We start from the raw sequence: 24,939 nt of genomic DNA, 5'->3' as shown, positions 1-24,939 counted from the left end.
AGGATGCTCAGCCATTTCAAGGATTATCTAATACTCATGGCCGCGGGATTATGCCTGAGCACCTCGGTTCTCGCGGCTCAGACGGCCAGCGAGCACTACACCCTGCTCAGTCGCTCCACGGCTGGGCTCACGGACGTCCAACTGGATACCTCACAACGACAATGGATTAAAAACAAACGTGAATTGATTCTGGGTACATCGGCTCCGGATTATCCTCCTTTCGACCTGACCCTCAGTGGCCAGGACTATGAAGGCTTCACTGCCGATTACGCAGGCATTCTCGGCAAGGCTATAGGGTTGCCGGTCAAGGTCCAGCGCTTCGCTTCCCGAGGAGCCGCGATCGAGGCGCTGGAAAAAGGCCAGGTCGATATGCTCGGCACCGCCAATGGCTTCGAGGCCAACAATGCCGACATCGCCCTATCCAAGCCTTATGCGGTGGATCAACCCGTCTTGGTGACACGAGAAGGAGAAACCCGTTCGCTGACCGATGGACTTGCCGGCATGCGGCTTAGCATGGTGTATCACTATCTGCCGCTGGACGAGGTCAGAGCGCTTTATCCGAACGCAATCATCACCTCCTACCCCTCCTATCAGAATGCAATCAATGCAGTTGCCTTCGGCCAGGCCGATGTTTTTCTCGGTGACACCATTTCAACTCATTACATGATCAACAAGGGGTACCTGAACAACATCCGCATGGCCAACTTCGGTAAACATGAAGCGCATGGTTTCAGTTTTGCCGTGCAGAAGAACAACCCGGATCTGCTCGGGATCATTAACGCAGTACTCAAAGCCACCCCCACCAGCGAGCGAGAAAACATCGCCAAACGCTGGAGTGCCGGCAGTGACATACTTCTCACCGATCAAAAATTGCAACTCAGCTATCACGAAGAACGCTGGCTGGCACGACATCCGGTTGTGCGCGTCGTGGTCAATGAAGCGCTTGCGCCACTGACGTTTTTCGACGGCAATGGTAACTTTCGGGGTGTCACCGCTGACCTGCTTGAACTGATCAGATTGCGCACCGGATTGCGTTTCGAAATCCAGCGCAGCCGAAGCGATGACGAGATGATCGAGCAGATCAATAACCATCAAGCCGACCTGATCGCCGCTCTCCTCCCCAGCATCCAGCGTGAAACGACGTTGAACTTCAGCCGTCCCTATCTGGAAAATTCCTTTGTACTGCTGACGCGCAAAGCGGCCGACAGCCCGACAAACCTCACGCAATTGCAGGATAAACGCCTGGCAATCGCCCAAGGCAATCCACTGGTGGATTACCTGCGCAGCGAATTCCCGCGGATCAACCTGATTGAAACCCCGGACACGTTCAGCGCCGTGGAATTGCTCGCCGATGGCCAGGTGGAAGGTGCGGTGAACTCACTGGTGATCGCCAACTATTTCATCTCGTCGCGGATCTTCGAACAGTCACTTCAGATCAGTACCACCATCGGCACCCGACAGGCAGCGTTTTCCCTGGCGACCGGGCGCGACGCCAAAGAACTGAATGCCATTCTCGACAAGGCACTGCTGAGCATCGCACCGGAAGAACTGGGCGTTATCAATAACCGCTGGCGTGGCTATTCAGCGGCCTCGCAAAGTACCTGGCGCAACTATCACCGAGTGTTCTATCAAATTGTTATCAGCGTCGGCGTGTTGCTGCTGATCTCCATTGCCTGGAACGCTTACATGCGTCGTCAGATAAAACAGCGACAGACGGCGAAAGAGCGTGCCGATGAAGCCAATCGAGCCAAAAGTACCTTTCTGGCGACGATGAGCCATGAGATCCGCACGCCCATGAATGCAATCATCGGTATGCTCGAACTGACGCTCAAACGTATCGATCACAACCACCCGGATCGGCCGGCCATCGACGTGGCTTACCACTCGGCGAAAGATCTGCTGGAACTGATCGGGGACATTCTCGATATTGCGCGCATCGAATCCGGACGTCTGAGCCTGAGCCCGGAGCGCGTCAATCTGGCTGAAACCGTAGCCTCGGTGGTGCGGATCTTCGATGGGCTAGCCCAGCAAAAGAATCTCGGGTTGCAACTGGAATTCAGCCCTGCCAAACCGGCGGCCGATATTCTGTTGGACCCTATGCGCTTCAAGCAGGTGCTGTCCAACCTCATCAGCAATGCCATCAAGTTTACGCAACAGGGCCAGGTCAGGATCAGCGTCGCCTTGCAGCCGACCGACAAACCCGACCGGGTCCATCTGCAATTGCTGGTTGAAGACAGTGGCGCAGGGATCAGCGAGCAGGATCAACAGCGGCTATTCGAACCATTTGCCCAAGCCGACAACTCCGGCCAGTTATCCAGAGGCGGAGCAGGTCTGGGCCTGGTGATCAGCCGCCATCTGTGCGAAATGATGGGCGGCAGTCTGAGCTTGAGCAGTCAGCCGGGGATTGGCACTCAAGTCCGGGTTTCGCTGCTTCTGGCAACCCTGCCGACGGAATGGATGCCGGAACCCATCGAGCCGCCAATTCACCCGAGCTCTGCCCCCTTGAACGTTCTGGTTGTCGATGATCACCCGGCCAATCGTCTACTCATGTGTCAGCAACTGGAGTTTCTAGGGCATAGGTTCACTATCGCAGCGGAGGGCAAAGCGGGGTTCGAGGCATGGAAAAATCAACCATTCGATCTGGTGATCGCCGATTGCAACATGCCCATCATGAATGGATATGACATGGCCCGGGCCATTCGCCAACATGAACAGCACATACAGCGCCCTCCCTGTACCGTGCTGGGTTTTACCGCCAATGCACAGCCTGAAGAAAGACAACGCTGCAAACTGGCCGGAATGGACGATTGCCTGTTCAAACCCCTCAGCCTGACGGCCTTGAGCCAATGGGTCGAAGGCATCACGCCGATGGTCCGCGAACCGGCCTTCAGCCTGGAGGGGCTGCACCTGTTGACCGGTGGCAACCCGACGCTGAATCAGCGACTGTTGACCGAACTGCTGAATAGCAACCGCCTGGACCGGCAAGCGCTCCTGGCGTTATCCGAATCAAAGGACCGGCAGTCACTTCTCGACCTCGCTCACAAAATCAAGGGTGCCGCCAGAATTGCCCAGGCCTGCCGATTGATCGACAGCTGCGAGGCGCTCGAACAGGCCTGCAGTAACAGATTCCACCACGATGAAGTGGTCGATTGCAGCAAGTCCATGGAGCACGCCATGCTCGAACTGGAGCAGGCATTGCAACAACAGATGGCACGCCACGACAAAAGCCGGATGAAGGAGCACTAATGCTCAGCGTGATGTTCACCTTTGTTGTTGCTGACGGGGTGACCGCTTCAAGGCGCGGCCGCTTGCAAGCTTGATCAGCAGTCGGTCAGGCGCAGGAAAATCGCCGCCAGTTGCTCGATACCGGCCTGATCGTCAGGGGTAAAACGCGCGAGCTTCGGGCTGTCGAGGTCCAGCACGCCGATCAGTCGACCGTCCTTGACCAGTGGCACCACCAGTTCACTGTTCGAGGCACTGTCGCAGGCGATGTGCCCGGGGAATGCGTGTACATTTTCGACCCGTTGGGTCTGCAAGGTGGCCGCCGCCGCCCCGCACACACCGCGACCGAATGGAATCCGTACACAAGCAATTTGCCCCTGAAACGGACCAAGCACCAGTTCTTCGTTGCGATTAAGGTAGAAACCCGCCCAGTTCAGATCGTCGAGCTGGTTGAACAGAAACGCTGAAAACTGCGCGGCGTTGGCGATGAAATCACGCTCGTCCGCCAGCAGCGATTCCAGTTGTGCCCACAACATGCCATAGCCCTCGAGGCCTTGGCCGCTTTTTTGCAAATCAATCATGCCTTGTGCTCCAACAGCTTCAGCCCGACCCAATAGCGGGCAAATTGATACGCGCAACGCCCATTGCGATTGCCCCGGCCTGTGGCCCAGCGCACCGCGAGGATGTCCAGCGCTTCATCACGCTGCCACTCAAGGCCGGCCTTGTCAGCCAATTGGCCGATCCAGTGTTCGACGACGTTGAGGAAATGCTCCTGAGTAAATGGATAGAACGACAGCCACAGACCAAAACGGTCCGACAGCGCGATCTTGTCTTCTACCGCCTCACTGGGATGAAGTTCGCCATCGACCCTTTTCCAGTTTTCGTTATCGCTTTCCTTCTCCGGCACCAGATGGCGACGGTTGGAGGTGGCATACAGCAGAACGTTGTCTGGCGCCTGTTCGAGCGAACCATCAAGAACGCTCTTGAGCACGCGGTAATCGCCCTCGCCCGATTCGAACGACAGGTCATCGCAGAACAGCACAAAGCGCTGCGGCAACTTGGCGATCTGCTCGACCACGCGCGGCAAGTCCGCCAAGTGATCGCGTTCGATCTCGATCAGCCGCAGGCCGCTCTTGGCGTGTTCCGACAGCAAGGCGCGCACCAGCGAAGATTTACCAGTGCCACGCGAGCCCCAGAGCAAGGCGTGGTTGGCCGGCATGCCGTCGAGGAACTGTCGGGTGTTGCGGCCCAGTTGCTCCAGTTGCCGGTCAACGCCGATCAGGTCGGACAAACGCGTGTCGAGGCTGACTTGCAGCGGCAACAGAAAACCGCTGCGTCCCTCGCGCTGCCAGCGCGCGGCCAGGCAGTGTGTCCAGTCGATGGCTTGCCGAGGGGCAGGCAACAGCGGTTCGATACGGGCCAGAACGGCATCGGCGCGTTCAAGAAAAGCATTCAATCGGGAATCCACGTCTTCTCCTCGGGGCACGTTCACGGTAATGATGGCGGTACAGCGACGAAACACAACATCTACACCCTTACAGGTGTTTTGCGAGAACATCGGTATCCATTGATGATCGACTATGCTTGAGCAGCGAAGGGAAACGGAAGTGGTTCAACATCCCATGGATATCAAGTTCAGCCACCGGCTGTCGTACAAACAAGCCCGGGTTACGGTGCTGGCCGGTTTCATTCTGGGCACGCTGCTCAGCCTGCTGCAAATAGGCATCGATTATGCCAGCGAAGATGCCTCCATCAACCGCGAAATACTGTCGTTGCTGGAAATCAGCCATAACCCTGCGTCCCGCATCGCCTACAACATTGATGCCGAACTCGCTCAGGAACTGGCCCTGGGGCTGTTGCGCTCCCCGGCAATCATCGGCGCGCAATTGACTGACAACAACAATACCGTGCTGGCCAGCGTCAAACGTCCGGGCCTGGAAAACAATGACCGGATGATTAGCGACTTCCTGTTCGGCGCCAACCGGCAGTTCGAAGACCGCCTTTACCTCGATCACTTGCCGGACGAATCCCTCGGGACCTTGCGCCTGGAAGTCGACACCTACACCTTCGGCAGCCGCTTCCTGCGCCGGGCCGAAGTGACCCTGCTCAACGGCTTCGCGCGCAGCCTGATTCTCACGGGCATTCTGCTGGCGTTGTTTTACGTGATGCTGACCAAACCGCTGGTGCGGGTCATCCGCGAACTCAGTGGCCGTGATCCGCGCAGCGCGGAACCGACGTTACTGGAGTGTCCGACGGGGCATGAAAACGATGAAATCGGAGTCTTGGTCGAGGTCGCCAATCAGCAGTTTGAAAACATCGCCACCGAAATCCAGCAACGGCGCAACGCGGAAAACCGCCTGACCGACTACCTCTCGCAACTGGAAAACATCGTCTCGGCACGCACCGCGGAACTCAAGGCGATCAATACCCGCCTCAGCCAATCCAACGAGGAACTGGAAGTCGCCCGCAGCACTGCCCTGGACATGGCCGAAGCGCGCTCGGTGTTCCTGGCCAACATGAGCCATGAAATCCGCACGCCCCTCAACGGTCTGCTGGGAATGATCGCGCTCTCGCTGGACGGTCCGCTCAATGCCGAGCAGCAGCAACAGCTGTCCATCGCCCATGACTCGGGCAAAGTGCTGGTGGAACTGCTCAACGATATTCTCGACCTGTCGAAGTTCGATGCCGGCCAGCTCGAACTCGAACACATTCCATTCGACCTTGGCTCGCTGATTGAAGACACCGCCAACCTGCTGTCCCAGAACGCCGCCCCGAGTGTCGAGTTGGCGTGCCTGATCGACCCGAAATTTCCCGCGCTGGTGCTCGGTGATCCGACCCGGGTCCGGCAGATCGTCAGCAATCTGTTGTCCAACGCCCTCAAGTTCACCCGTTTCGGGCGGGTCGATGTGCGACTTTCCACGTTCGAAGACGGCGTGCGCATCGAAGTCTGCGACACTGGCATTGGCATCGCCGAGGACGCACAGGTCAAAATCTTCCAGCCATTCACCCAGGCCGGTGCCGGAATTACCCGACAATTCGGCGGGACCGGGCTGGGCCTGGCACTGACTTACAGCCTCTGCGAAGCCATGCAAGGGCGTCTGACGATCAGTTCGGAAGCGGGCTTCGGCAGCCAGTTCTGCGCCGACCTGCCCCTGCCCTGCCATACCCGGGCCATTTCCCCGGCAGCCCTGCGGGGCAACATTGTCGCGATCACCGCCGCCAGCAGCGGTCTGGCGGAACTGTTGAGCAGTCTGCTGCCCGGCTGGGGGCTCGACTATCAGCAGCGCTCCATCGATGACCGGTTGATCGGTCTGAAGCCGGATGTGCTGATCACCGACTGTCCCGAATGCCTGTTTGGCCTGCGCCCTACCTTTACCGCGCCGATTTTGCTGGTGACCGCTTACGGCAGTTTCCTGCCCGGCGAGCAAGCCAACGCCTTGGCGCCCTTGCAGCAGCAGGCGCGGCCTTTGGCGCGCAACGCGCTTTACCAGGCCCTGCGGCGGATCTTGCAGCCGGAACTCACCACGATCAACGGCGCCCGGATCGAAGCCATCTCACCCCTGCGACGCGGACGCATCCTGCTGGTGGAGGACAATCCGGTCAATCAGTTGGTGGCCAAGGGAATGCTCGGAAAACTGGGTTGCGAAGTGAGCGTCGCGGCCCACGGCGCCGAAGCCCTGGATCAGCTTGAGCAGAGCGAATTCGATCTGGTGCTGATGGACTGCAATATGCCAGTGATGGACGGCTATGAAGCCAGTCGGCAGATTCGTCGCAGCGGGCGCTGGCCACAACTGCCCATCGTCGCCCTGACCGCCAACGCCATGTCCGAAGAACGTGAGCGCTGCCGTGCCGCGGGCATGAGCGACTACCTGGCCAAACCTTTCCGCCGGGAAGAACTGGCCGCCCTGCTCGACTTGTGGATACCGACTACGACAGCGCTTTGATTTGCCCCAACAAGTGATCGAGGCCATCGCGCAGATCATTCAGGCGATCCAGATCGATACCGCTATCGCACAACAACCGGGCCTTGAGCGGTCCGACCTGATCGCGCAACGCCTTGCCGGCGGGCGACAGGCTCAAGTGCACCTCACGCTCATCGCGCGTCGAACGCTGACGCTGCACCAGCTGCAGTTGCTCAAGCCGTTTGAGCAGCGGCGTCAGGGTCCCGGAATCCAGGGCCAGGCGCTCACCCAGCGCCTTGACCGTCGGCTGCTCGGGCGCCGTCTCCTGCCATTCCCACAGTACTAGCATCGCCAGGTATTGCGGGTAGGTCAGACCCAACTGATCGAGCATCGGCTTGTAGGCACGGATCACCGCCCGAGAAGCGGCGTACAGCTTGAAGCAAAGCTGACTATCGAGCTTCAGCGAATCAACGGACAACGTGTTCATTTGAGCAAGGCTTCAATCTCGCGGCTCAGGTCCTGCGGTTTGGTCGCCGGAGCGAAGCGCTTGACCAGTTGGCCGTCCTTGCCGATCAGGAACTTGGTGAAGTTCCACTTGATGCCTTGGGAACCCAGCACGCCCGGTGCGCGCTTTTTCAGTTGAACGAACAGCGGATGGGCATCGGCACCATTCACTTCGATCTTCTTGAACAGCGGGAAACTCACCCCGTAATTCAACTCGCAGAACTCGGAAATAGCCCCCTCGTTGCCCGGCTCTTGTTTGCCGAACTGATTGCAGGGAAAACCGAGCACCACCAGACCTTGATCCTTATAGGTCTGCCACAGCTCTTCGAGGCCTTTGTACTGCGGGGTGAACCCGCATTTGCTGGCGGTATTGACCACCAGCACCGCTTTACCGGCGAAATCGGCCAGGGTCTTTTGCTCGCCCTTGATGGTGGTGCAAGGGATACTCAACAGGTTATCGCTCATGGCACGAACTCCGAATGGAAGAACAAAGACCAAACATAGCGAGCAATTGAATTGCGTGCAATTTAATAAATCAATAGATGCCCGCACGCGCTCCTCATCGGAGCTGCCGAAGGCAGCGAGATCTTCAGCGGCCTAAAAGATCAAAAAATCGCAGCCTTCGGCAGCTACGTTAAGCAAGGTACATCCGCGACCCTGCGCAACGATGCAGATTATTCGCGAGGAACCAGGTCCAGGCATACCGAGTTGATGCAATAACGCAAACCGGTTGGCGGCGGACCGTCCGGGAACACATGCCCCAGGTGAGCATCGCATTTGGCGCAGACCACTTCGGTGCGGATCATGCCGTGGCTGACATCACGGATCTCGACCATCGCGCTGTCGCCGATCGGCGCGTAGAAGCTCGGCCAGCCGCAGCCGGAATCGAACTTGGTGTTTGAGTCGAACAGCGGCGCGTTGCAGCAAATGCAGTGGTAAACACCGTCGACCTTGCTGTCGTTGTACTTACCGGAGAATGGCCGCTCGGTGCCCTTGAGGCGGCAAACGTTGTACTGCTCCGGGTCGAGCATTTCACGCCATTCTTCCAGGGTTTTTTCCAACTTTTCCATCATCACACCTCAGCAGCTGAAAAAGCCCGATCTGTACCTTTTCCACAGATCGGGCGGCACGTATGATTGCGCCTCGTCAAACACCAGTCTGGCAGCCAGACCACGCGCATTCAAACGGATTATGAGTGCCGCCGCTCAAGGCGTCAGGCCTGTGTGAGTACGCAGGATTCCCAGTACGGTCGTTCATACGCCGCCTGGATCGTTCATTTTCGGGAACACATCGCCATGCAGGTCAGCAAATCGAACAAGCTCGCCAACGTCTGCTACGACATTCGCGGCCCAGTGCTCAAGCACGCCAAACGCCTGGAAGAGGAAGGCCATCGCATCCTCAAGCTGAACATCGGCAACCCGGCGCCCTTTGGTTTCGAAGCGCCGGATGAAATCCTTCAGGACGTGATCCGCAACCTGCCGACCGCCCAGGGCTACAGCGACTCCAAGGGCCTGTTCAGCGCCCGCAAGGCCGTGATGCAGTACTACCAGCAAAAAGAGGTGGAAGGCGTCGGCATCGAAGACATCTACCTGGGCAACGGCGTTTCCGAGCTGATCGTGATGTCGATGCAGGCCCTGCTCAACAACGGCGACGAAGTGCTGGTGCCGGCTCCCGACTATCCGCTGTGGACCGCCGCAGTGAGCCTGGCGGGCGGCAACGCGGTGCATTACTTGTGCGATGAACAGGCCAACTGGTGGCCGGATCTGGCCGACATCAAGGCCAAGATCACCCCGAACACCAAGGCGCTGGTGATCATCAACCCGAACAACCCGACCGGCTCGGTGTACTCGAAAGAAGTCCTGTTAGGCATGTTGGAACTGGCCCGTCAGCACAATCTGGTGGTGTTCTCCGACGAGATCTACGACAAGATCCTGTACGACGACGCCGTACACATCTGCACCGCCTCGCTGGCACCGGATTTGCTGTGCCTGACCTTCAACGGTCTGTCCAAGTCCTATCGCGTGGCTGGCTTCCGTTCCGGCTGGGTCGCTATTTCCGGTCCGAAACATCACGCCCAGAGCTACATCGAAGGCATCGACATATTGGCCAACATGCGCCTGTGTGCCAACGTGCCGAGCCAACACGCCATCCAGACCGCGCTAGGCGGCTATCAAAGCATCAACGATCTGGTGCTGCCGCAAGGGCGCCTGCTGGAACAGCGCAATCGTACCTGGGAACTGCTCAATGACATTCCGGGCGTGAGCTGCGTCAAGCCGATGGGCGCGCTCTATGCGTTCCCGCGGATCGACCCGAAGGTCTGCCCGATCCACAACGACGAGAAATTCGTGCTCGACCTGTTGCTCTCGGAAAAGCTGCTGGTGGTACAAGGCACGGCCTTCAATTGGCCATGGCCGGACCATTTCCGTGTGGTCACCCTGCCACGGCTCGACGACCTGGATCAGGCCATTGGCCGGATCGGCAACTTCCTCAAGTCCTACCGCCAGTAAGTGGCCTGTCACCGTGCGACGCTGACTAAAGTCGCACGGTGATTAATTCAGCAACACATCTGTGCGCCCCACCTCGCCTCGTTGTTTCAAGCGCTGACTGACGACTCATCTCATGCCCGCGCCTAACAACGGCGGGGGCCTGCGACGCTAATTGACTGACAACCGTTTCCCATATCGACGTCGGAAATGCCCTTCAAGCCGCTAGACTGTTGCTGTAGGACACAGTTTGAAATAGTCACCCGGTTGAATAGCCCGGTGCAGCACCTTATATACCCCGCAGTACGCTACATCTTTAGCACGAGGAGATTTCTACAACCATGATGCGCATTTTGCTGTTTCTGGCCACTAACCTGGCGGTCGTGCTGATTGCCAGCATTACCCTGAGCCTTTTCGGCTTCAACGGGTTCATGGCGGCCAACGGGGTTGATCTCAACCTCAATCAGCTGCTGATTTTCTGTGCGGTCTTTGGTTTCGCCGGTTCCCTGTTCTCGCTGTTCATCTCCAAGTGGATGGCGAAAATGAGTACCAGCACCCAGATCATCAGCCAGCCGCGCACCCGGCACGAGCAATGGCTGCTGCAAACGGTCGAGCAATTGTCCCGCGACGCCGGGATCAAGATGCCCGAAGTCGGGATTTTCCCGGCCTATGAAGCCAACGCCTTCGCCACCGGCTGGAACAAGAACGATGCCTTGGTCGCAGTCAGCCAGGGTTTGCTCGAGCGCTTCTCGCCGGATGAAGTGAAAGCCGTTCTGGCCCACGAAATCGGCCACGTGGCCAATGGCGACATGGTCACCCTGGCGCTGATCCAGGGCGTGGTGAACACCTTCGTGATGTTCTTCGCCCGGATCATCGGCAACTTTGTCGACAAGGTGATCTTCAAGAACGAAGAAGGCCAAGGCATTGCCTACTATGTGGCGACCATCTTCGCTGAACTGGTTCTGGGTATTCTGGCCAGCGCCATCGTCATGTGGTTCTCGCGTAAACGCGAATTCCGTGCCGACGATGCCGGTGCACGCCTGGCGGGCACCAGCGCAATGATCGGTGCCCTGCAGCGTCTGCGTGCAGAACAAGGGCTGCCGGTGCACATGCCGGACACCCTGAATGCCTTCGGCATCAACGGCGGTCTCAAACAAGGGTTCGCCCGCATGTTCATGAGCCACCCGCCGCTGGAAGAGCGCATCGACGCATTGCGTCGTCGGGGCTGACAGGCTCCGTGGTGACAAAAAAGGGGCGATCTGATCGCCCTTTTTTTCGTCTTGAAGATCAAAAGATCTAACGACTGGAAACCCGATAAACCCGCTCTTCAAGCCGCGTCACACCGGCCTCAAGAAACTTCCAGCTCTCACCCAGAACGTCCTGGTCTTCCAGAATCTTCAGCGCCCACACATCGCCGAACAACCGTTGCACTTCGTCATCAAGCACAGCAAACGGCGGCCCGGCCATTTGCGTCTGGTCGTAATCCAGAGTAATCAACAACCCCAGAGAATCCTTCGGAAGAATCCGCTTCAGATGCTCGGCATATTGCTCACGCATCGCCGACGGCAAGGCGATTAATGCCGCGCGGTCATACAGCGCGCCGCAATCGGCCACATCGCCTGCCGTCAACTCGAAGAAATCACCGCACCACAACTCGATCGACCCCGCCCGATAGACCTTGAACGGCCCCTGCTCACTGACGTCCGGGTCAAATTGATGCTCACTGAAGAAATCCTCCACGGCCTTTTCCGACAGCTCAATCCCCAAGACCTCATGACCTCGGTGCGCCAGCCACAGCAGATCCAGACTTTTCCCACACAGTGGCACCAGCACGCGAGCGCCCTCTTCCAGGCTCAACGCTGGCCAGAACCGTTGCAGATAAGGATTCACTTCCGGCAGATGAAAGCCGATCTGATTCGACGCCCATCGTTTGTGCCAAAACTCCGGCTGCATAATTAACCCCGAAAAATTCGATCAAAAGACCCTAAAACTTATATTAGATTTAGATCAATGATCTGACTGAAGATGGTGCCATCTTACTCTCAGGAGCTCATTCATGTTCCCCAGCCTGTATATCTCTCATGGCTCGCCGATGCTAGCCCTGGAACCCGGCGCCAGCGGACCGGCCCTTGCGCGCCTGGCCGCGGCATTGCCGAAACCCAAAGCCATCGTGATTGTCTCCGCGCACTGGGAAAGCAGCGAACTGTTGGTCAGCAGCACCTCTCAACCTGAAACCTGGCATGACTTCGGCGGCTTTCCTCAGGCCTTGTTCGAGGTGCAATACCCAGCCCCCGGCAATCCGCAACTGGCGGCGCAGGTGGTCGAACAGCTGAAAGCCGATGGCCTGCCGGCGCACATCGACAGCCAGCGACCGTTCGACCATGGTGTTTGGGTACCCTTGTCGTTGATGTATCCGCAAGCTGATATCCCGGTGGTGCAGATCTCGCTGCCCACCCGCGGCGGCCCTGCCCTGCAAACCCGTGTCGGCCATGCCTTGGCCAGCCTGCGCGAACAGGGCGTGCTGTTGATCGGCTCCGGCAGCATCACTCACAACCTGCGCGAACTGGACTGGCACGCCGGCCCGGAAAGCGTCGAACCCTGGGCCAAGGCGTTCCGCGACTGGATGATCGAGAGGCTTGAAGCGAATGACGAAGCCGCATTGCACGACTATCGTCAACAAGCTCCAAATGCTGTGCGCAACCATCCGAGTGACGAGCATCTGCTGCCGCTGTACTTTGCCCGCGCGGCCGGGGGTGAGTTCAGCATTGCGCATCAGGGTTTCACCATGGGGGCGCTGGGGATGGATATTTATCGCTTTGGCTGACACAGGCAAAAAAAATCCCCGAACCAGTCGGGGATTTTTTATGTGCGATCAATCAACTCGAGAGCGGATCAATCTTCGCGGTAGCGACGCAGCTTCAACTGCTTACCGGCAACGCGAGTGTCCTTCAGCTTGGTCAGGAGTTTCTCCAGACCATCTTCCGGCAGCTCGACGAGGCTGAAGCTGTCACGCACCTGGATGCGGCCGATGGCTTCACGCGCCAAACCGCCTTCATTCAGGATGGCGCCCAGCAGGTTCTTGGCAGCGATACCATCACGCGCACCCAGCGCGGTACGGCAACGAGCACGACCTTCGGCCAATGGAACCGGAGCACGACGCTCGCGATCACCACGGTCCGGACGATCACCGGAACGCTCTGGACGATCGCCACGCGGTGCGTTGTTCGGCACCAATGGACGTTCTTTCTCGATGGCGGCCAGGGTCAGCGCCTGAGCGTTGGTTGCCTTGCGCAGCAGAGCAGCGGCCAGTGCACGCGGGGTGCAACCGATGTCGGCGGTCAGGCGATCCAGCAGATCACCATGAGTCGATTCGGCATCAGCGACCAGCGGCGACAGGCTGTTGGTCAGTTTTTTGATGCGGGCATCGAGAACAGCCTGGGCGTCCGGCAGACGAACTTCGGCAACCTTCTGACCGGTTACACGCTCGATCACTTGCAGCATGCGGCGCTCACGAGGAGTCACCAACAGCAGTGCACGACCTTCGCGACCGGCACGACCGGTACGACCGATACGGTGAACGTAGGACTCAGGGTCGTACGGCATGTCAACGTTGAACACGTGAGTGATGCGCGGAACGTCCAGACCACGAGCAGCAACGTCGGTCGCTACAACGATGTCCAGACGGCCATCCTTGAGGGAGTCGATCACGCGCTCACGCTGGTTCTGAGCAATATCACCGTTCAGCGCAGCGGCTTTGTAGCCTTTGGCTTCCAGGGCACTGGCCAGGTCCAGGGTCGCTTGCTTGGTGCGCACGAACATGATCAGGGCGTCAAAATCTTCCACTTCCAGCAGGCTCAATACAGCCGAGGTCTTCTGGTCAGCGTGAACCAACAGGTGAGCCTGTTCGATCGCGGTAACGGTCTGAGTCTTGGTCTGGATCTTCACGTGTTGCGGATCGCGCAGATGGCGTTCGGCAATGGCACGGATCGACTGCGGCAGGGTGGCCGAGAACAATACGGTCTGACGGGTAGGTGGCAGCGCCTTGAAGATAACTTCGAGGTCGTCCATGAAACCCAGTTTGAGCATTTCATCGGCTTCGTCGAGAACCAGGTGGTTCACGGTGGCCAGGACTTTTTCGTCACGACGCAAGTGGTCGCACAGACGGCCCGGCGTGGCGACAACGATCTGTGCGCCATTACGGATTGCTTTCAGTTGTGGGCCCATAGGCGCGCCGCCGTAAACGGCCACAACGGTAACGCCCGGCATTTGCTTGGCGTAGGTTTCGAAAGCGGTTGCTACTTGCAGCGCCAACTCACGGGTTGGCGCCAGGATCAGGGCTTGCGGCTCGCGCTTGGCAGGATCGATGCGGTGCAGGATCGGCAGGGCGAACGCGGCGGTTTTACCCGTACCGGTTTGCGCCTGACCAATCATGTCGTGACCGGCCATGATGATCGGGATCGATTGCTGCTGAATAGCCGAAGGTTCTTCGTAGCCGGTCGCAATGACAGCTGCAAGAATATTCGGATTAAGATTAAAAGCGGCGAAGCCGCCGGTTTCCTGGGTCATGGGTCTGCCTCTAAGTGCATCCGCAAAGACCCATGCTCCAAAGCTGCGCATGCCGTGTAAGACTCAAGAGTCGCCCTGGCTGCTTTGTCGGCGGGGATTTGCGAAAACGAATGAATGAAAAAGATTCGTCAAGGAAGAGTCCGCTGTGCGGACGTGCAGCCGAAGCTGACTTCGGGGAATTGCGCTACCTAAACGCGGCCCGGTTAAAGGCCGGCGCGCACTATACCGGAATTCGCCCGAAAAGGGAGCTTTTTTTATCGGAAAAAACCGGCGTACAGCGTTGTGTCACGGGCTTTGCGGATAATCCTGTGCCGGTCTATTTTGCAAAGGCCCGGCCCTGCTGACGATGGCGCTAAAACGGTTCACTCTTGTGAGGCAGACCGTCGGTCTCTCATATACTTTTCCCGCCTCTTTTCGCCCGAGGAAATGTCCCATGAATCAGCCAAGCCCCAGTCGCGTAACCCGTGAACGACACGGTCATGTCCTGATGATCGGCCTGGATCGGGTGGCCAAACGCAATGCCTTCGACCTCGACCTGCTCAACGCACTCAGCCTGGCCTATGGCGAGTTCGAGGCCGACAGCGAGGCGCGGGTCGCGGTGGTATTCGGCCATGGCGAGCATTTCACTGCCGGGCTCGATCTGGTCAGCGCCGGCGCGGCCCTGGCCGAAGGCTGGCAGGCACCGCCCGGTGGCTGCGACCCGTGGGGCGTGTTCGCAGGCCCTCGGGTCAGCAAACCGGTGATCGTCGCGGCTCAAGGCTACTGCCTGACCGTTGGCATCGAGTTGATGCTGGCTGCCGACATCAACCTGTGCGCCAGCAATACCCGTTTTGCCCAGAAGGAAGTGCAACGCGGGATCTTCCCGTTCGGCGGCGCCACCTTGCGCCTGCATCAGGTCGCCGGCTGGGGCAATGCCATGCGCTGGTTGCTTACTGGCGATGAGTTCGACGCCCATGACGCCTTGCACCTGGGGTTGGTGCAGGAAGTAATGGCCAGCGAGGACTTGTTGCCACGGGCTATTGAATTGGCGGAGCGGATTGCCCGGCAGGCGCCACTTGGGGTTCAGGCGACGTTGATGTCGGCCCGGCAGGCGCGTTATGAGGGTGAAACGGCAGCCGCTCAGGCATTGCCGGCGCTGGTGAAGACATTGCTGAACAGCGAGGATGCCAAGGAGGGTGTGCGGTCGATGATCGAGAAGCGGCCGGGCGTTTTCAAAGGCTGCTGACATGTCAGCCTTTTGTGGCGAGGGAGCTTGCTCCCGTTGGGCTGCGAAGCGGCCCCAAAAAATCTTGGCAATCAATGCAGATTTTGTGAGTGCTACGCACTGGAGCGCCAGCCCGATCAAGCGGGAGCAAGCTCCCTCGCCACAAATGACCTCATCGCTTCACGTCGCCGGCCGAATCGCCTTGATCAACGACTGCAACGAATACCCCAACCGTGGCGCCAGGCCTTCAGCGCGAGCGATCAGCCCATCCATGTCCAGCACCTGATCCAGCTCCGATGGCACGATCAGAATCACGTTGCCCTCCTTCACCGGCAGTTCCCAGTAATGCCGGTGATAGAGACCGCGCAACAACGCCGCCCCCAACGGTCGACCATCGTCGGTGGCCCATTGGTTGATCACCAGCCAGCCCCCCGGATTCAAACGCTTCTGGCAGTTTTCCAGAAAACCCCAGGCCAGATGCCCGACACCCGGCCCGACATCGGTATAGAGGTCAACGAAAATCAGGTCCGCTGGCTCAGCCGTATCAAGTAACTCCAAGGCATCGCCGACGCGGATGTACAGCCTTGGATCGTCATCCAGCCCGAGGTATTCGATGGCTAGGCGCGGTACATCCGGACGCAGCTCGATGGCTTCGACATCTTCCAGCGGCAGGAACTTGAGGCAAGCCTGGGTCAGAGTGCCGGCGCCGAGCCCGAGGAACAGCGCGCTTTCCGGCTGTTCGTGGCACAGCGCGCCAATCAGCATCGCGCGGGTGTAATCGTACTCGAGCCAACTCGGGTCGGCGGTGAACACGCAGCTCTGTTCGATGGCATCACCGAACTCCAGAAAACGGTAATCGGCCACTTCCAGCACGCGAATCACGCCGAACTCATCCTGTACCTCGGCGAGCAGATGCTCGACGCGCTCCTCAGTCATTTCGTCTCCTGATCGTTACCGGGCCTGCAATGCAGTAAATAGCAGCGCAATAAGGCGGCAAAGGCGCGATTGTCCGCGAAGCGATGGGAGCAGGTCACGCACTAATTGCTGATAACATAACCGTCCGAGCGGAAAACACTAGAGACTGCAATGAGCCAACCCTGGAGCCCTGACAGCTGGCGCGCCCTGCCGATCCAGCAGCAACCTCAATACCCCGACGCGGCGCATTTGCTGCAGGTCGAGCAAACCCTGGCGAGCTATCCGCCGCTGGTATTTGCCGGCGAAGCCCGGGAGTTGCGCCGTCAGTTTGCCGAAGTGACTCAGGGCCGGGCGTTTCTGTTGCAAGGCGGTGACTGCGCCGAAAGCTTCGCCGAATTCTCCGCCGCGAAAATTCGCGACACGTTTAAAGTATTGCTGCAAATGGCGATCGTCATGACCTTCGCCGCCGGTTGCCCGGTGGTCAAAGTCGGACGCATGGCCGGCCAGTTCGCCAAACCCCGTTCGGCCAACGATGAAACCATCAACGGCGTGACACTGCCGGCCTACCGTGGCGACATCGTCAACGGCATTGGTTTCGACGAAAAAAGCCGCGTGCCGGACCCGGATCGTCTACTGCAGTCTTATCACCAGTCCACGGCAACCCTGAACCTGCTGCGCGCCTTCGCCCAGGGCGGCTTTGCCGACCTGCATCAGGTGCACAAATGGAACCTGGACTTCATCGCCAACTCGGCGCTGGCCGAGAAATACAGCCACTTGGCTGATCGCATCGATGAAACCCTGGCCTTCATGCGTGCCTGCGGCATGGACAGCTCGCCGCAACTGCGCGAAACCAGTTTCTTCACCGCCCACGAAGCGCTGCTGCTGAACTACGAAGAAGCCTTCGTGCGCCGCGACAGCCTGACCAACGACTACTACGATTGCTCGGCCCACATGCTGTGGATCGGCGACCGTACCCGTCAGCTCGACGGCGCGCATGTCGAATTCCTCCGTGGGGTGCACAACCCGATCGGCGTGAAGGTCGGCCCGAGCATGAACCCCGAAGACCTGATTCGCCTGATCGATGTGCTCAACCCGGACAACGACCCGGGTCGCCTGAACCTGATTGCGCGGATGGGCGCGAACAAGGTCGACGATCACTTGCCACAGCTGATCCGCGCGGTACAGCGCGAGGGCAAGCAGGTGCTTTGGAGCTCCGATCCAATGCATGGCAACACCATCAAGGCCAGCAGCGGCTACAAGACCCGCGACTTCGCGCAGATCCTTGGCGAGGTGAAACAGTTCTTCCAGGTTCACGAGGCGGAAGGCAGTTATGCCGGCGGTATCCACATCGAAATGACCGGGCAGAACGTCACCGAATGCATCGGCGGGGCGCGGCCGATTACCGAGGATGGCCTGTCGGATCGTTACCACACCCACTGCGACCCGCGGATGAATGCCGATCAGTCGCTGGAATTGGCGTTTTTGATTGCGGAAACCCTGAAACAGGTTCGACGCTAAACCGCATTGAACCCATCGCGAGCAGGCTCGCCCCCACAGGATTGCGCTGTACCTGTGCGGGCTTGCTCGCGAAGGCGTCAGCTCAAACAACACTGAATTGAGCCAATGCCACCCGCAACCGCGAATCGTGTCTTGCAGCTCATGACCGAAGCGCGCCAGTTGCTGATAGATGTCTTCGCCGCGGGTCGCGCGCTGCATGCGCCAACGCATCAAAGGGTACATCGACAAGGGCAGCAGAGACGCTTCGTGGCCCCAGTACTCGAACAACGTGCGTCGACGGCCCTGACTCCAGGCAGCCTGATCAAGCAAGTCGGATGAGTAATTGCCAAGACGGGAGAACAAGGGAAGGTAGTGCGAACGCACCAACGCATTGACCGAATCGATCTGCAAAATGCCCAGACGCTCGATCAGCCGGTTGAGCAGAACCGCTTTGAACGCGGTCGGCGACTGGCGCCCATTGAACCCTTGGGCGGCCAGCGCCAGACGCCGAGCCTGTTTGAGAGAAAAGGATTGTGTGGCGGGCATGAGCATCTCCTTGTCTGCTCGCAACCTACGTCACTCATAAGCGGTTTGTGTAGCAATGGCATCATCATTTATGCATCGGATCATCCCAGAACGGCCTTACCGTCTCATGCTCCACATCCGCGCGGCTCACGCCGATATCCTTCAGTGCTTCGTCGCTCAAGCCCGCCAACATTTCACGCTCATGGTGAAGTTCGTACCAGCGACTAAACTTGTGCAGCAGATCGGAGACAGCGTGGATTGAGAATTTTTGTTCCGTTACATGCTCGTTGTGACCTTTCATCGTGTAGCCCTCCTTCAGGGATGGCCCAAGTCTCGCGCCAGCGCTAAGATCAATCCAACGAATGTTTCTGATGGCATACATCTCGGAGATTGATGAATGTCCGCTTACCCCAGTATCGATACCGATGTACTGCGCACCTTCGTAGCGATCGCCGATCAGGGCGGTTTTACCCGCGCCGGTGAAATGGTCAACCGCACCCAGTCGGCGGTGAGCATGCAGATGAAACGCCTGGAAGAGGACGTGTTGCAGCGCCAACTGTTCGAACGCGACGGGCGCCAGGTCAAGCTGACCGCCGAAGGTCAGGTATTGCTGGGCTATGCGCGGCGCATCCTCAAACTCCACAGCGAAGTCTTCAATACCCTGCGCGAGCCGCACATGGTCGGCACGGTGCGCATCGGTACGCCCGACGATTACGTCATGCGCTTTCTGCCGGGCATCCTGTCGCGTTTCGCGCAGTTCTATCCGCTGATCCAGATCGAGGTTCACTGCGAATCGACCAAGCAACTGTTGCAGCGCCAGGACCTGGACCTGTCCATCGTCACCCGCGAGCCGGGTAACGAGATCGGCCAATTACTGCGCAAGGAGCGTTTTGTGTGGGCCGAAGCCCAATGCTTCAGCGCCCATGAGCAGACGCCGCTGCCGCTGGCAATGTTCAACAGTGATTGCTTCTGTCGCCTCTGGGCGTGCAATGCCCTGAACGCCATGGGCCGTGATTACCGCATTGCCTACAACAGCTCCAGCCTGTCGGCGTTGATGGCCGTGGTCAGCGCGGGTCTGGCGATCACCGCGCAGCTGGAAAGCCTGATCACACCGGACATGCGCATCCTTGGCGCCAACGAAGACCTGCCGCTGTTGCCGGAAGCCAGCATCATGCTGATCCGCAACCTGAACAACCCTTCGCCTATCACCGAATGCCTGGCCGAACACATCGTCGAAGGCTTCAAACTTTAAACGCGAGCATCACTGCGCAGACCACCAGAAAACCACAGAACAGCCCGCGCAGGAGTCGCTCCGGCAATGCGTGGGCAATTCTCACGCCCCAACTGATGCTCATCAGTCCACCGATCGCCAACGGCACACCGATCGCCCAATGCACCTGATGGTGCACCGCATAAGTCGCCAGGGTGACGCCCGTACTCGGCAACGCCAGCGCCAGCGCCAAACCCTGGGCAACCACTTGGGTGGTGCCGAACAGGCTGGTCAACACCGGCGTTGCCACCACCGCCCCGCCCACTCCAAATAGCCCGCCCATCGTCCCGGAAGCCGCGCCGAGCACACCCAGCCACGGCCAGGAATAGCGCATTTGCGCAGAGGCCGGTGCGTTGGCGGTGAACATTCGCATCAGGTTGTAGGCCGACAGCGCGATCAGAAAGGCGACGAAGCCCAGGCGCATGGTTTGCGCATCGATACCCACCGCCCAGATCGAACCGATCCAGGCAAAGCAGAACCCCATTGAAGCCAGTGGCAGCGCATGCCGCAATTCGATGCGATTGCGCTGGTGATAGCGCCACAGCGCCAGCATCACGTTTGGCACCACCATCACCAGCGCCGTGCCTTGGGCAATCTGCTGATCGAGACCGAACCACACGCCCAGCAGCGGGATCGCGACCAATCCGCCCCCAATGCCGAACAGGCCGCCGAGGGTTCCCAAGGCCGCGCCAAAAACCAGATACATCAAGAGCTCAATCACAGGCGATCTTCCTTTTGTCAGGCTGTTCATCCTACGCAGTCGGCTCTGGCGGGGAAACGCACAGCAACGCACAATGGCTGTGCCAATTTCGCACAAGCGCCGACAAACCATGAACCCCAATCAATTGACCGAACAACTTGGCCTGTTTCTCGATGTGCTGGAAAGCGGCAGTTTTTCCGCCGCGTCCCGACGCCATCCATTGACGCCTTCGGCAGTGGCGCGACGCATCGACAGCCTCGAAAACGCCGTTGGCAGTCAGCTGTTCATTCGCAGCACTCATGCGGTACGAGCGACCCCGGCCGGTTTGGCTTTTGCCGAACGCGCGCGGCGGATCGTCGCTGAGCTGCGCCTGGCCCGGGCGGAAGCGGTGTCCCTGAGCAGTGCGCCGGAAGGCTTGATTCGGGTGGATGCGCCAGCAGCGTTCGGGCGCCGACACCTGGCGCCGGTGATTGCCGACTTCCTGACGCTTTACCCCGGCCTCGACGTGCAATTGCACCTGATCGACAGCTTTGTCGATATGCAGGGCTCGAATCTGGGCAAGGTCGATCTGGTATTGCGTGCCGGGCAGATGGCCGATACCCGGCTGGTGGCCACGCCGCTGGCGAGCATGGTGCGCATCGCCTGCGCCAGCCCCGATTACCTGCAACGCCGTGGCGTGCCGACCGATCCGGCGCAGTTGGTCGACCATGACGGCCTCGACTGGGAAGGCCTGGCTCCGCCGTTCGCCTGGCGCTTCGAGCGGGATGACCAGATGCACTTGCACCGGCCAGCGCGAATCCGCATGAGCGCCAACAATGCCGAGGCGCTGGTCTGCGGCGCACTGGCCGGATTGGGCATCGCGCACTTGCCGACCTGGCTGGCCAGCGAATATTTATTACGTGGCGAACTGCTGCCGCTGTTCTGCGAAAACGGTCTGCCAAAACCGGAGAGCACCGGCATTTATGCGTTGCGCCTGGAGCAGCAACCCAGTTCGCGCAGCCGCTTGTTGCTGGAATACCTGAAGACCCGTTTCAGCCCCATCCCGCCGTGGGATCTGGCGCTGCAAACCAACCTGGACCGCCACTAGTCCAGAATTATCTGGCGCATTAAAGATTCGCCCGCTAGATTCATGACGATCACTGACCAAGGCTTTGACTTTGAAATGAACACCGAGCGCAACAACCCGGACACCTGTGACGACCTACTGCTGGACAATCAGGTCTGCTTCGCCCTGCATTCCACCTCGCTGCTGATGACCAAAGTCTACAAGCCGCTGCTGCAAGCGCTGGGCCTGACCTATCCGCAGTACCTGGCGATGATGGTGTTGTGGGAAAAGGATGGGCTGACGGTCGGCGAAATCAGCAGCCGACTGCTGACCGATCCCGGCTCCCTCACCCCGTTGCTCAAGCGTCTGGAAGCCGAAGGCCTGCTGAGCCGCACCCGCAGCCGTGAAGACGAACGGGTGGTGATTGTTGAACTGACCGAACAAGGGCGTGCATTGCGAGACAAAGCGCGCGGCATTCCGCAGTGCATTCTCGGCGCCAGCGGACAAACGCTGGAACAGTTGAAAAAGCTGCAAGCGGATCTCCAAGCGCTGCGTAGCCATCTGCAAGATAGCCTTTAGACCGCGTTATCGTTCTTCGCGGGCAAGTCGGGTCGCCGCACCGCTCTCTACAGGTTTGGGTCGTTTACAAACCGAAATCCGTTAGAGCGAGCGGTGCGGCGACCCGACTTGCCCGCGAAGGCGTCCTCCCCATCGCAAAAAAATTCTTCTCGTAAAAAATCCGCACGAAAGCCTCTATCTCAGACCTCTCCTTCCCAATCGAACTGTTGGATCTACGACTCGCATCTCATATTTTCTAAAATTTATATTGCGCACTAAATATTAGCGAGCTACATTCATCTCGAACTTATTTAGCGCGCAAACATTTAGCGCAAAAACATCAAAACTCGAATGAGGCTCTCACCATGCAAACGCTCTACACCGCAATCGCAACCTCCACCGGCGGCCGTGATGGTCGTGCGATCTCCAGCGACAACGTCCTCGACGTCAAACTCGCCACGCCTAAAGAACTCGGTGGTGCTGGCGGCGCCGCAACCAACCCTGAACAACTGTTCGCCGCCGGCTACTCCGCCTGCTTTATCGGCGCGCTGAAATTCGTCGCCAGCCAGACCAAACGCAAAATCCCGGACGATGTATCGATCATCGCCCATGTCGGCGTTGGCCAGATCCCTGGCGGTTTCGGTCTGGACATCGATCTGCACATCAGCCTGCCGGGGCTTGAGCAAGCCGATGCGCAAAGCCTGGTCGAAGCTGCCCACCAGGTTTGCCCGTACTCCAACGCCACCCGTGGCAATGTCGATGTACGCCTGCACGTTACCGTCTAACCGCTGACTCCAAGGTCGAACAGGAAATGAACATGAACACTTTCAGCAAAGTCTTGACCGGTACCCTTCTCGCCCTGTCCATCAACAGTGCATTCGCAGGCAATGGGGTTGACCACAACACCCAGGCCTTCCTCGATGTACTGAATGCCGGCACCGGCAAACCGATGGAACAGCTCACCCCTGCCGAAGCCCGTGCGGTGTTGGTGGGTGTGCAGGTCGGGGTGAAAGTGACACTGCCCAAAGCCGACGTCAGCGAGAAGACCATCCAGGTCGATGGCCAACCGATCAGCCTGACCATCGTTCGGCCGGCCGGGGTCAAAGGCGAGTTGCCAGTGTTCATGTTCTTCCACGGCGGGGGCTGGGTGCTGGGGGACTTCCCGACCCACGAACGACTGGTTCGGGACTTGGTAACGGGTTCGGGCGCGGCGGCGGTGTTCGTCAATTACACCCCGTCGCCGGAAGCACATTACCCGGTGGCGATTAACCAGGCGTACGCCGCGACGAAGTGGGTGGCCGAGCACGGCAAAGAAATCAACGTCGACGGCAAACGTCTGGCCGTGGCCGGCAACAGTGTCGGTGGCAACATGGCGGCCGTGGTTGCGCTGATGGCCAAGGACAAAGGCGCGCCGGCGATCAGGTTCCAGGTGCTGTTGTGGCCGGTGACGGATGCCAGCCTCGAAACGGCGTCCTACAATCAGTTCGCCGAGGGGCACTTCCTCACCAAAAACATGATGAAGTGGTTCTGGGACAACTACACCACCGATGCCAAACAACGGAATGAGATCTACGCCTCACCGCTGCGGGCGACCACCGCGCAACTCAAAGGCTTGCCACCTGCTCTGGTGCAGACGGCCAGTGCCGATGTACTGCGCGATGAGGGTGAAGCCTATGCCCGCAAACTCGACGAGGCTGGGGTACCGGTCACGGCAGTTCGCTACAACGGCATGATCCACGACTATGGTTTGCTCAACGTGGTGAGCCAGGTGCCTGCGGTGCGTTCGGCGATGCTGCAGGCCTGCGAAGAGCTCAAGCAACACCTGAAATAACGACCCTCTGTAGGAGCTGTCGAGTGGAACGAGGCTGCGATCTCTTGATCTTGATCATCGGCCACAAAAAAGCCCGACTCAATGGTCGGGCTTTTTCATTCCTGAAGCTGTGCTTATTTAGCACGGCCTTTGTAGGAACCGCCTTCGCGGGTATCGATCTCGATCTTGTCACCGATTTCGATGAAATCAGCAACTTGCAGCTCAGTACCGTTGCTCAGTTTGGCAGGCTTCATCACCTTGCCGGAAGTGTCGCCGCGAGCGGAACCTTCGGTGTAGTCAACTACACGTACGATAGTGGTCGGAAGTTCTACAGAAACCAGACGCTCTTCGAAGAAGATCGCTTCGCAAACATCGGTCATGCCTTCTTCAACGAAAGGCAGAACGGCTTCGATGTCTTCAGCGTTCAGCTCGTACATGGTGTAGTCGGTGGTGTCCATGAACGTGTAGGTGTCGCCGCTGATGAAGGACAGGGTCGCTTCTTTGCGGTCAAGGATTACGTCGTCCAGTTTGTCGTCGGCGCTGTAAACGATCTCGGTCTTGTAACCGGTCAGCAGGTTCTTCAGCTTGGTCTTCATGATCGCGCTGTTACGACCGGACTTGGTGAATTCAGCTTTCTGAACCAGCCAAGGATCGTTTTCGAGACGGATCACGGTACCGGGTTTCAGTTCTTTACCAGTTTTCATTGCGAATATCCGAATTTGGATGGGATTTACAAAA

At 58.8% G+C, this 24,939-nt stretch carries 24 protein-coding genes and 1 pseudogene; 13 read left to right on the top strand and 12 right to left on the bottom strand.

Going from position 1 to position 24,939, the window contains the following annotated elements:
- Positions 1-3 precede the first annotated feature (3 nt).
- Complete coding sequence (locus LOY56_RS07855; RefSeq protein ID WP_258620895.1) at positions 4-3,246, top strand: transporter substrate-binding domain-containing protein; 3,243 nt, start codon at positions 4-6, stop codon at positions 3,244-3,246.
- Between the two features lie 74 nt (positions 3,247-3,320).
- Here LOY56_RS07855 and LOY56_RS07850 read toward each other — a convergent pair whose 3' ends face one another.
- Complete coding sequence (locus LOY56_RS07850; protein ID WP_258620893.1) at positions 3,321-3,803, bottom strand: GAF domain-containing protein; 483 nt, start codon at positions 3,801-3,803, stop codon at positions 3,321-3,323.
- Entirely contained in the window at positions 3,800-4,690 is an 891-nt protein-coding gene (locus tag LOY56_RS07845) for an ATP-binding protein (protein ID WP_095055472.1), read from the bottom strand. The genes LOY56_RS07850 and LOY56_RS07845 overlap by 4 nt, the downstream gene beginning before the upstream one ends.
- 154 nt (positions 4,691-4,844) lie before the next feature.
- On the opposite strand from LOY56_RS07845, the gene LOY56_RS07840 reads away from it, so the two are divergent.
- Positions 4,845-7,166 (top strand): response regulator, encoded by a 2,322-nt coding sequence (locus LOY56_RS07840; RefSeq protein ID WP_258620892.1) that lies wholly within the window; start codon positions 4,845-4,847, stop codon positions 7,164-7,166.
- On the opposite strand, the gene LOY56_RS07835 is transcribed toward LOY56_RS07840, so the two are convergent.
- The 3 genes from LOY56_RS07835 to msrB all read right to left on the bottom strand — a co-directional run bounded on the left by LOY56_RS07835 (position 7,150) and on the right by msrB (position 8,698).
- Complete coding sequence (locus LOY56_RS07835; RefSeq protein ID WP_258620891.1) at positions 7,150-7,611, bottom strand: MarR family winged helix-turn-helix transcriptional regulator; 462 nt, start codon at positions 7,609-7,611, stop codon at positions 7,150-7,152. The genes LOY56_RS07840 and LOY56_RS07835 overlap by 17 nt on opposite strands.
- Entirely contained in the window at positions 7,608-8,093 is a 486-nt protein-coding gene (locus tag LOY56_RS07830; RefSeq protein WP_008009392.1) for a glutathione peroxidase, read from the bottom strand. The genes LOY56_RS07835 and LOY56_RS07830 overlap by 4 nt, the downstream gene beginning before the upstream one ends.
- 209 nt (positions 8,094-8,302) lie before the next feature.
- A complete protein-coding gene (msrB, locus tag LOY56_RS07825) occupies positions 8,303-8,698 on the bottom strand; it encodes a peptide-methionine (R)-S-oxide reductase MsrB (RefSeq protein ID WP_258622586.1) in 396 nt (131 codons plus the stop codon).
- A 225-nt stretch (positions 8,699-8,923) separates the two neighbouring features.
- Here msrB and LOY56_RS07820 point away from each other — a divergent pair, with 225 nt between their 5' ends.
- Together LOY56_RS07820 and htpX are read left to right on the top strand one after the other, a co-directional pair.
- Positions 8,924-10,135 (top strand): pyridoxal phosphate-dependent aminotransferase, encoded by a 1,212-nt coding sequence (locus LOY56_RS07820; protein ID WP_258622585.1) that lies wholly within the window; start codon positions 8,924-8,926, stop codon positions 10,133-10,135.
- A gap of 317 nt (positions 10,136-10,452) precedes the next feature.
- A complete protein-coding gene (htpX, locus tag LOY56_RS07815) occupies positions 10,453-11,340 on the top strand; it encodes a protease HtpX (protein WP_258620890.1) in 888 nt (295 codons plus the stop codon).
- 67 nt (positions 11,341-11,407) lie between these two features.
- Here htpX and LOY56_RS07810 read toward each other — a convergent pair whose 3' ends face one another.
- The gene (locus tag LOY56_RS07810) at positions 11,408-12,064 is read right to left on the bottom strand and encodes a thiopurine S-methyltransferase (protein WP_258620889.1); all 657 of its coding nucleotides are present in this window, start codon (positions 12,062-12,064) and stop codon (positions 11,408-11,410) included.
- A gap of 103 nt (positions 12,065-12,167) precedes the next feature.
- Between LOY56_RS07810 and LOY56_RS07805 the strand changes: the two genes are divergently transcribed.
- Positions 12,168-12,935, top strand: a complete 768-nt coding sequence (locus LOY56_RS07805) for a class III extradiol ring-cleavage dioxygenase (RefSeq protein WP_258620887.1) — start codon at positions 12,168-12,170, stop codon at positions 12,933-12,935.
- A 68-nt stretch (positions 12,936-13,003) separates the two neighbouring features.
- On the opposite strand, the gene LOY56_RS07800 is transcribed toward LOY56_RS07805, so the two are convergent.
- Entirely contained in the window at positions 13,004-14,677 is a 1,674-nt protein-coding gene (locus tag LOY56_RS07800) for a DEAD/DEAH box helicase (protein WP_095055466.1), read from the bottom strand.
- A gap of 110 nt (positions 14,678-14,787) precedes the next feature.
- On the opposite strand from LOY56_RS07800, the gene LOY56_RS07795 reads away from it, so the two are divergent.
- Positions 14,788-15,021: a hypothetical protein gene (locus LOY56_RS07795; protein WP_258620885.1), complete on the top strand. Its 234-nt coding sequence runs from the start codon at positions 14,788-14,790 to the stop codon at positions 15,019-15,021.
- A gap of 89 nt (positions 15,022-15,110) precedes the next feature.
- Positions 15,111-15,902: a crotonase/enoyl-CoA hydratase family protein gene (locus tag LOY56_RS07790; protein ID WP_258620883.1), complete on the top strand. Its 792-nt coding sequence runs from the start codon at positions 15,111-15,113 to the stop codon at positions 15,900-15,902.
- 159 nt (positions 15,903-16,061) lie between these two features.
- On the opposite strand, the gene LOY56_RS07785 is transcribed toward LOY56_RS07790, so the two are convergent.
- A complete protein-coding gene (locus tag LOY56_RS07785) occupies positions 16,062-16,817 on the bottom strand; it encodes a spermidine synthase (RefSeq protein WP_258620882.1) in 756 nt (251 codons plus the stop codon).
- A 150-nt stretch (positions 16,818-16,967) separates the two neighbouring features.
- Here LOY56_RS07785 and LOY56_RS07780 point away from each other — a divergent pair, with 150 nt between their 5' ends.
- Positions 16,968-18,314: a class II 3-deoxy-7-phosphoheptulonate synthase gene (locus tag LOY56_RS07780; RefSeq protein ID WP_258620880.1), complete on the top strand. Its 1,347-nt coding sequence runs from the start codon at positions 16,968-16,970 to the stop codon at positions 18,312-18,314.
- Positions 18,315-18,434: 120 nt separating this feature from the next.
- On the opposite strand, the pseudogene LOY56_RS07775 reads toward LOY56_RS07780, so the two are convergent.
- Positions 18,435-18,839, bottom strand: a pseudogene (locus LOY56_RS07775) (DNA glycosylase AlkZ-like family protein); the annotation flags it as partial.
- A 64-nt stretch (positions 18,840-18,903) separates the two neighbouring features.
- Complete coding sequence (locus LOY56_RS07770) at positions 18,904-19,119, bottom strand: DUF1127 domain-containing protein (protein ID WP_258620879.1); 216 nt, start codon at positions 19,117-19,119, stop codon at positions 18,904-18,906.
- A 96-nt stretch (positions 19,120-19,215) separates the two neighbouring features.
- Here LOY56_RS07770 and LOY56_RS07765 point away from each other — a divergent pair, with 96 nt between their 5' ends.
- Positions 19,216-20,070, top strand: coding sequence for a LysR substrate-binding domain-containing protein (locus tag LOY56_RS07765; RefSeq protein WP_258620878.1), 855 nt, complete (start codon positions 19,216-19,218; stop codon positions 20,068-20,070).
- On the opposite strand, the gene LOY56_RS07760 is transcribed toward LOY56_RS07765, so the two are convergent.
- A complete protein-coding gene (locus LOY56_RS07760; protein ID WP_408980378.1) occupies positions 20,060-20,794 on the bottom strand; it encodes a sulfite exporter TauE/SafE family protein in 735 nt (244 codons plus the stop codon). The genes LOY56_RS07765 and LOY56_RS07760 overlap by 11 nt on opposite strands.
- Positions 20,795-20,918: 124 nt before the next feature.
- On the opposite strand from LOY56_RS07760, the gene LOY56_RS07755 reads away from it, so the two are divergent.
- The 4 genes from LOY56_RS07755 (at position 20,919) to LOY56_RS07740 (ending at position 24,222) form a co-directional block, all read left to right on the top strand.
- The gene (locus tag LOY56_RS07755) at positions 20,919-21,875 is read left to right on the top strand and encodes a LysR family transcriptional regulator (RefSeq protein WP_258622584.1); all 957 of its coding nucleotides are present in this window, start codon (positions 20,919-20,921) and stop codon (positions 21,873-21,875) included.
- Positions 21,876-21,950: 75 nt separating this feature from the next.
- The gene (locus tag LOY56_RS07750) at positions 21,951-22,412 is read left to right on the top strand and encodes a MarR family winged helix-turn-helix transcriptional regulator (RefSeq protein WP_258622583.1); all 462 of its coding nucleotides are present in this window, start codon (positions 21,951-21,953) and stop codon (positions 22,410-22,412) included.
- Between the two features lie 344 nt (positions 22,413-22,756).
- Positions 22,757-23,176 (top strand): organic hydroperoxide resistance protein, encoded by a 420-nt coding sequence (locus LOY56_RS07745; protein ID WP_258620876.1) that lies wholly within the window; start codon positions 22,757-22,759, stop codon positions 23,174-23,176.
- A 32-nt stretch (positions 23,177-23,208) separates the two neighbouring features.
- Complete coding sequence (locus tag LOY56_RS07740; RefSeq protein WP_258620875.1) at positions 23,209-24,222, top strand: alpha/beta hydrolase; 1,014 nt, start codon at positions 23,209-23,211, stop codon at positions 24,220-24,222.
- A 113-nt stretch (positions 24,223-24,335) separates the two neighbouring features.
- Here LOY56_RS07740 and LOY56_RS07735 read toward each other — a convergent pair whose 3' ends face one another.
- Entirely contained in the window at positions 24,336-24,905 is a 570-nt protein-coding gene (locus tag LOY56_RS07735) for an elongation factor P (RefSeq protein ID WP_028619992.1), read from the bottom strand.
- Between the last annotated feature and the right edge of the window lie 34 nt (positions 24,906-24,939).

Origin of the sequence: Pseudomonas sp. B21-048 (assembly GCF_024748615.1) — a bacterium.
Classification (GTDB): Bacteria; Pseudomonadota; Gammaproteobacteria; order Pseudomonadales; family Pseudomonadaceae; genus Aquipseudomonas.
Note: the sequence above shows the minus strand (reverse complement) of the source record. Positions and strands in the feature narration are given on the sequence as shown.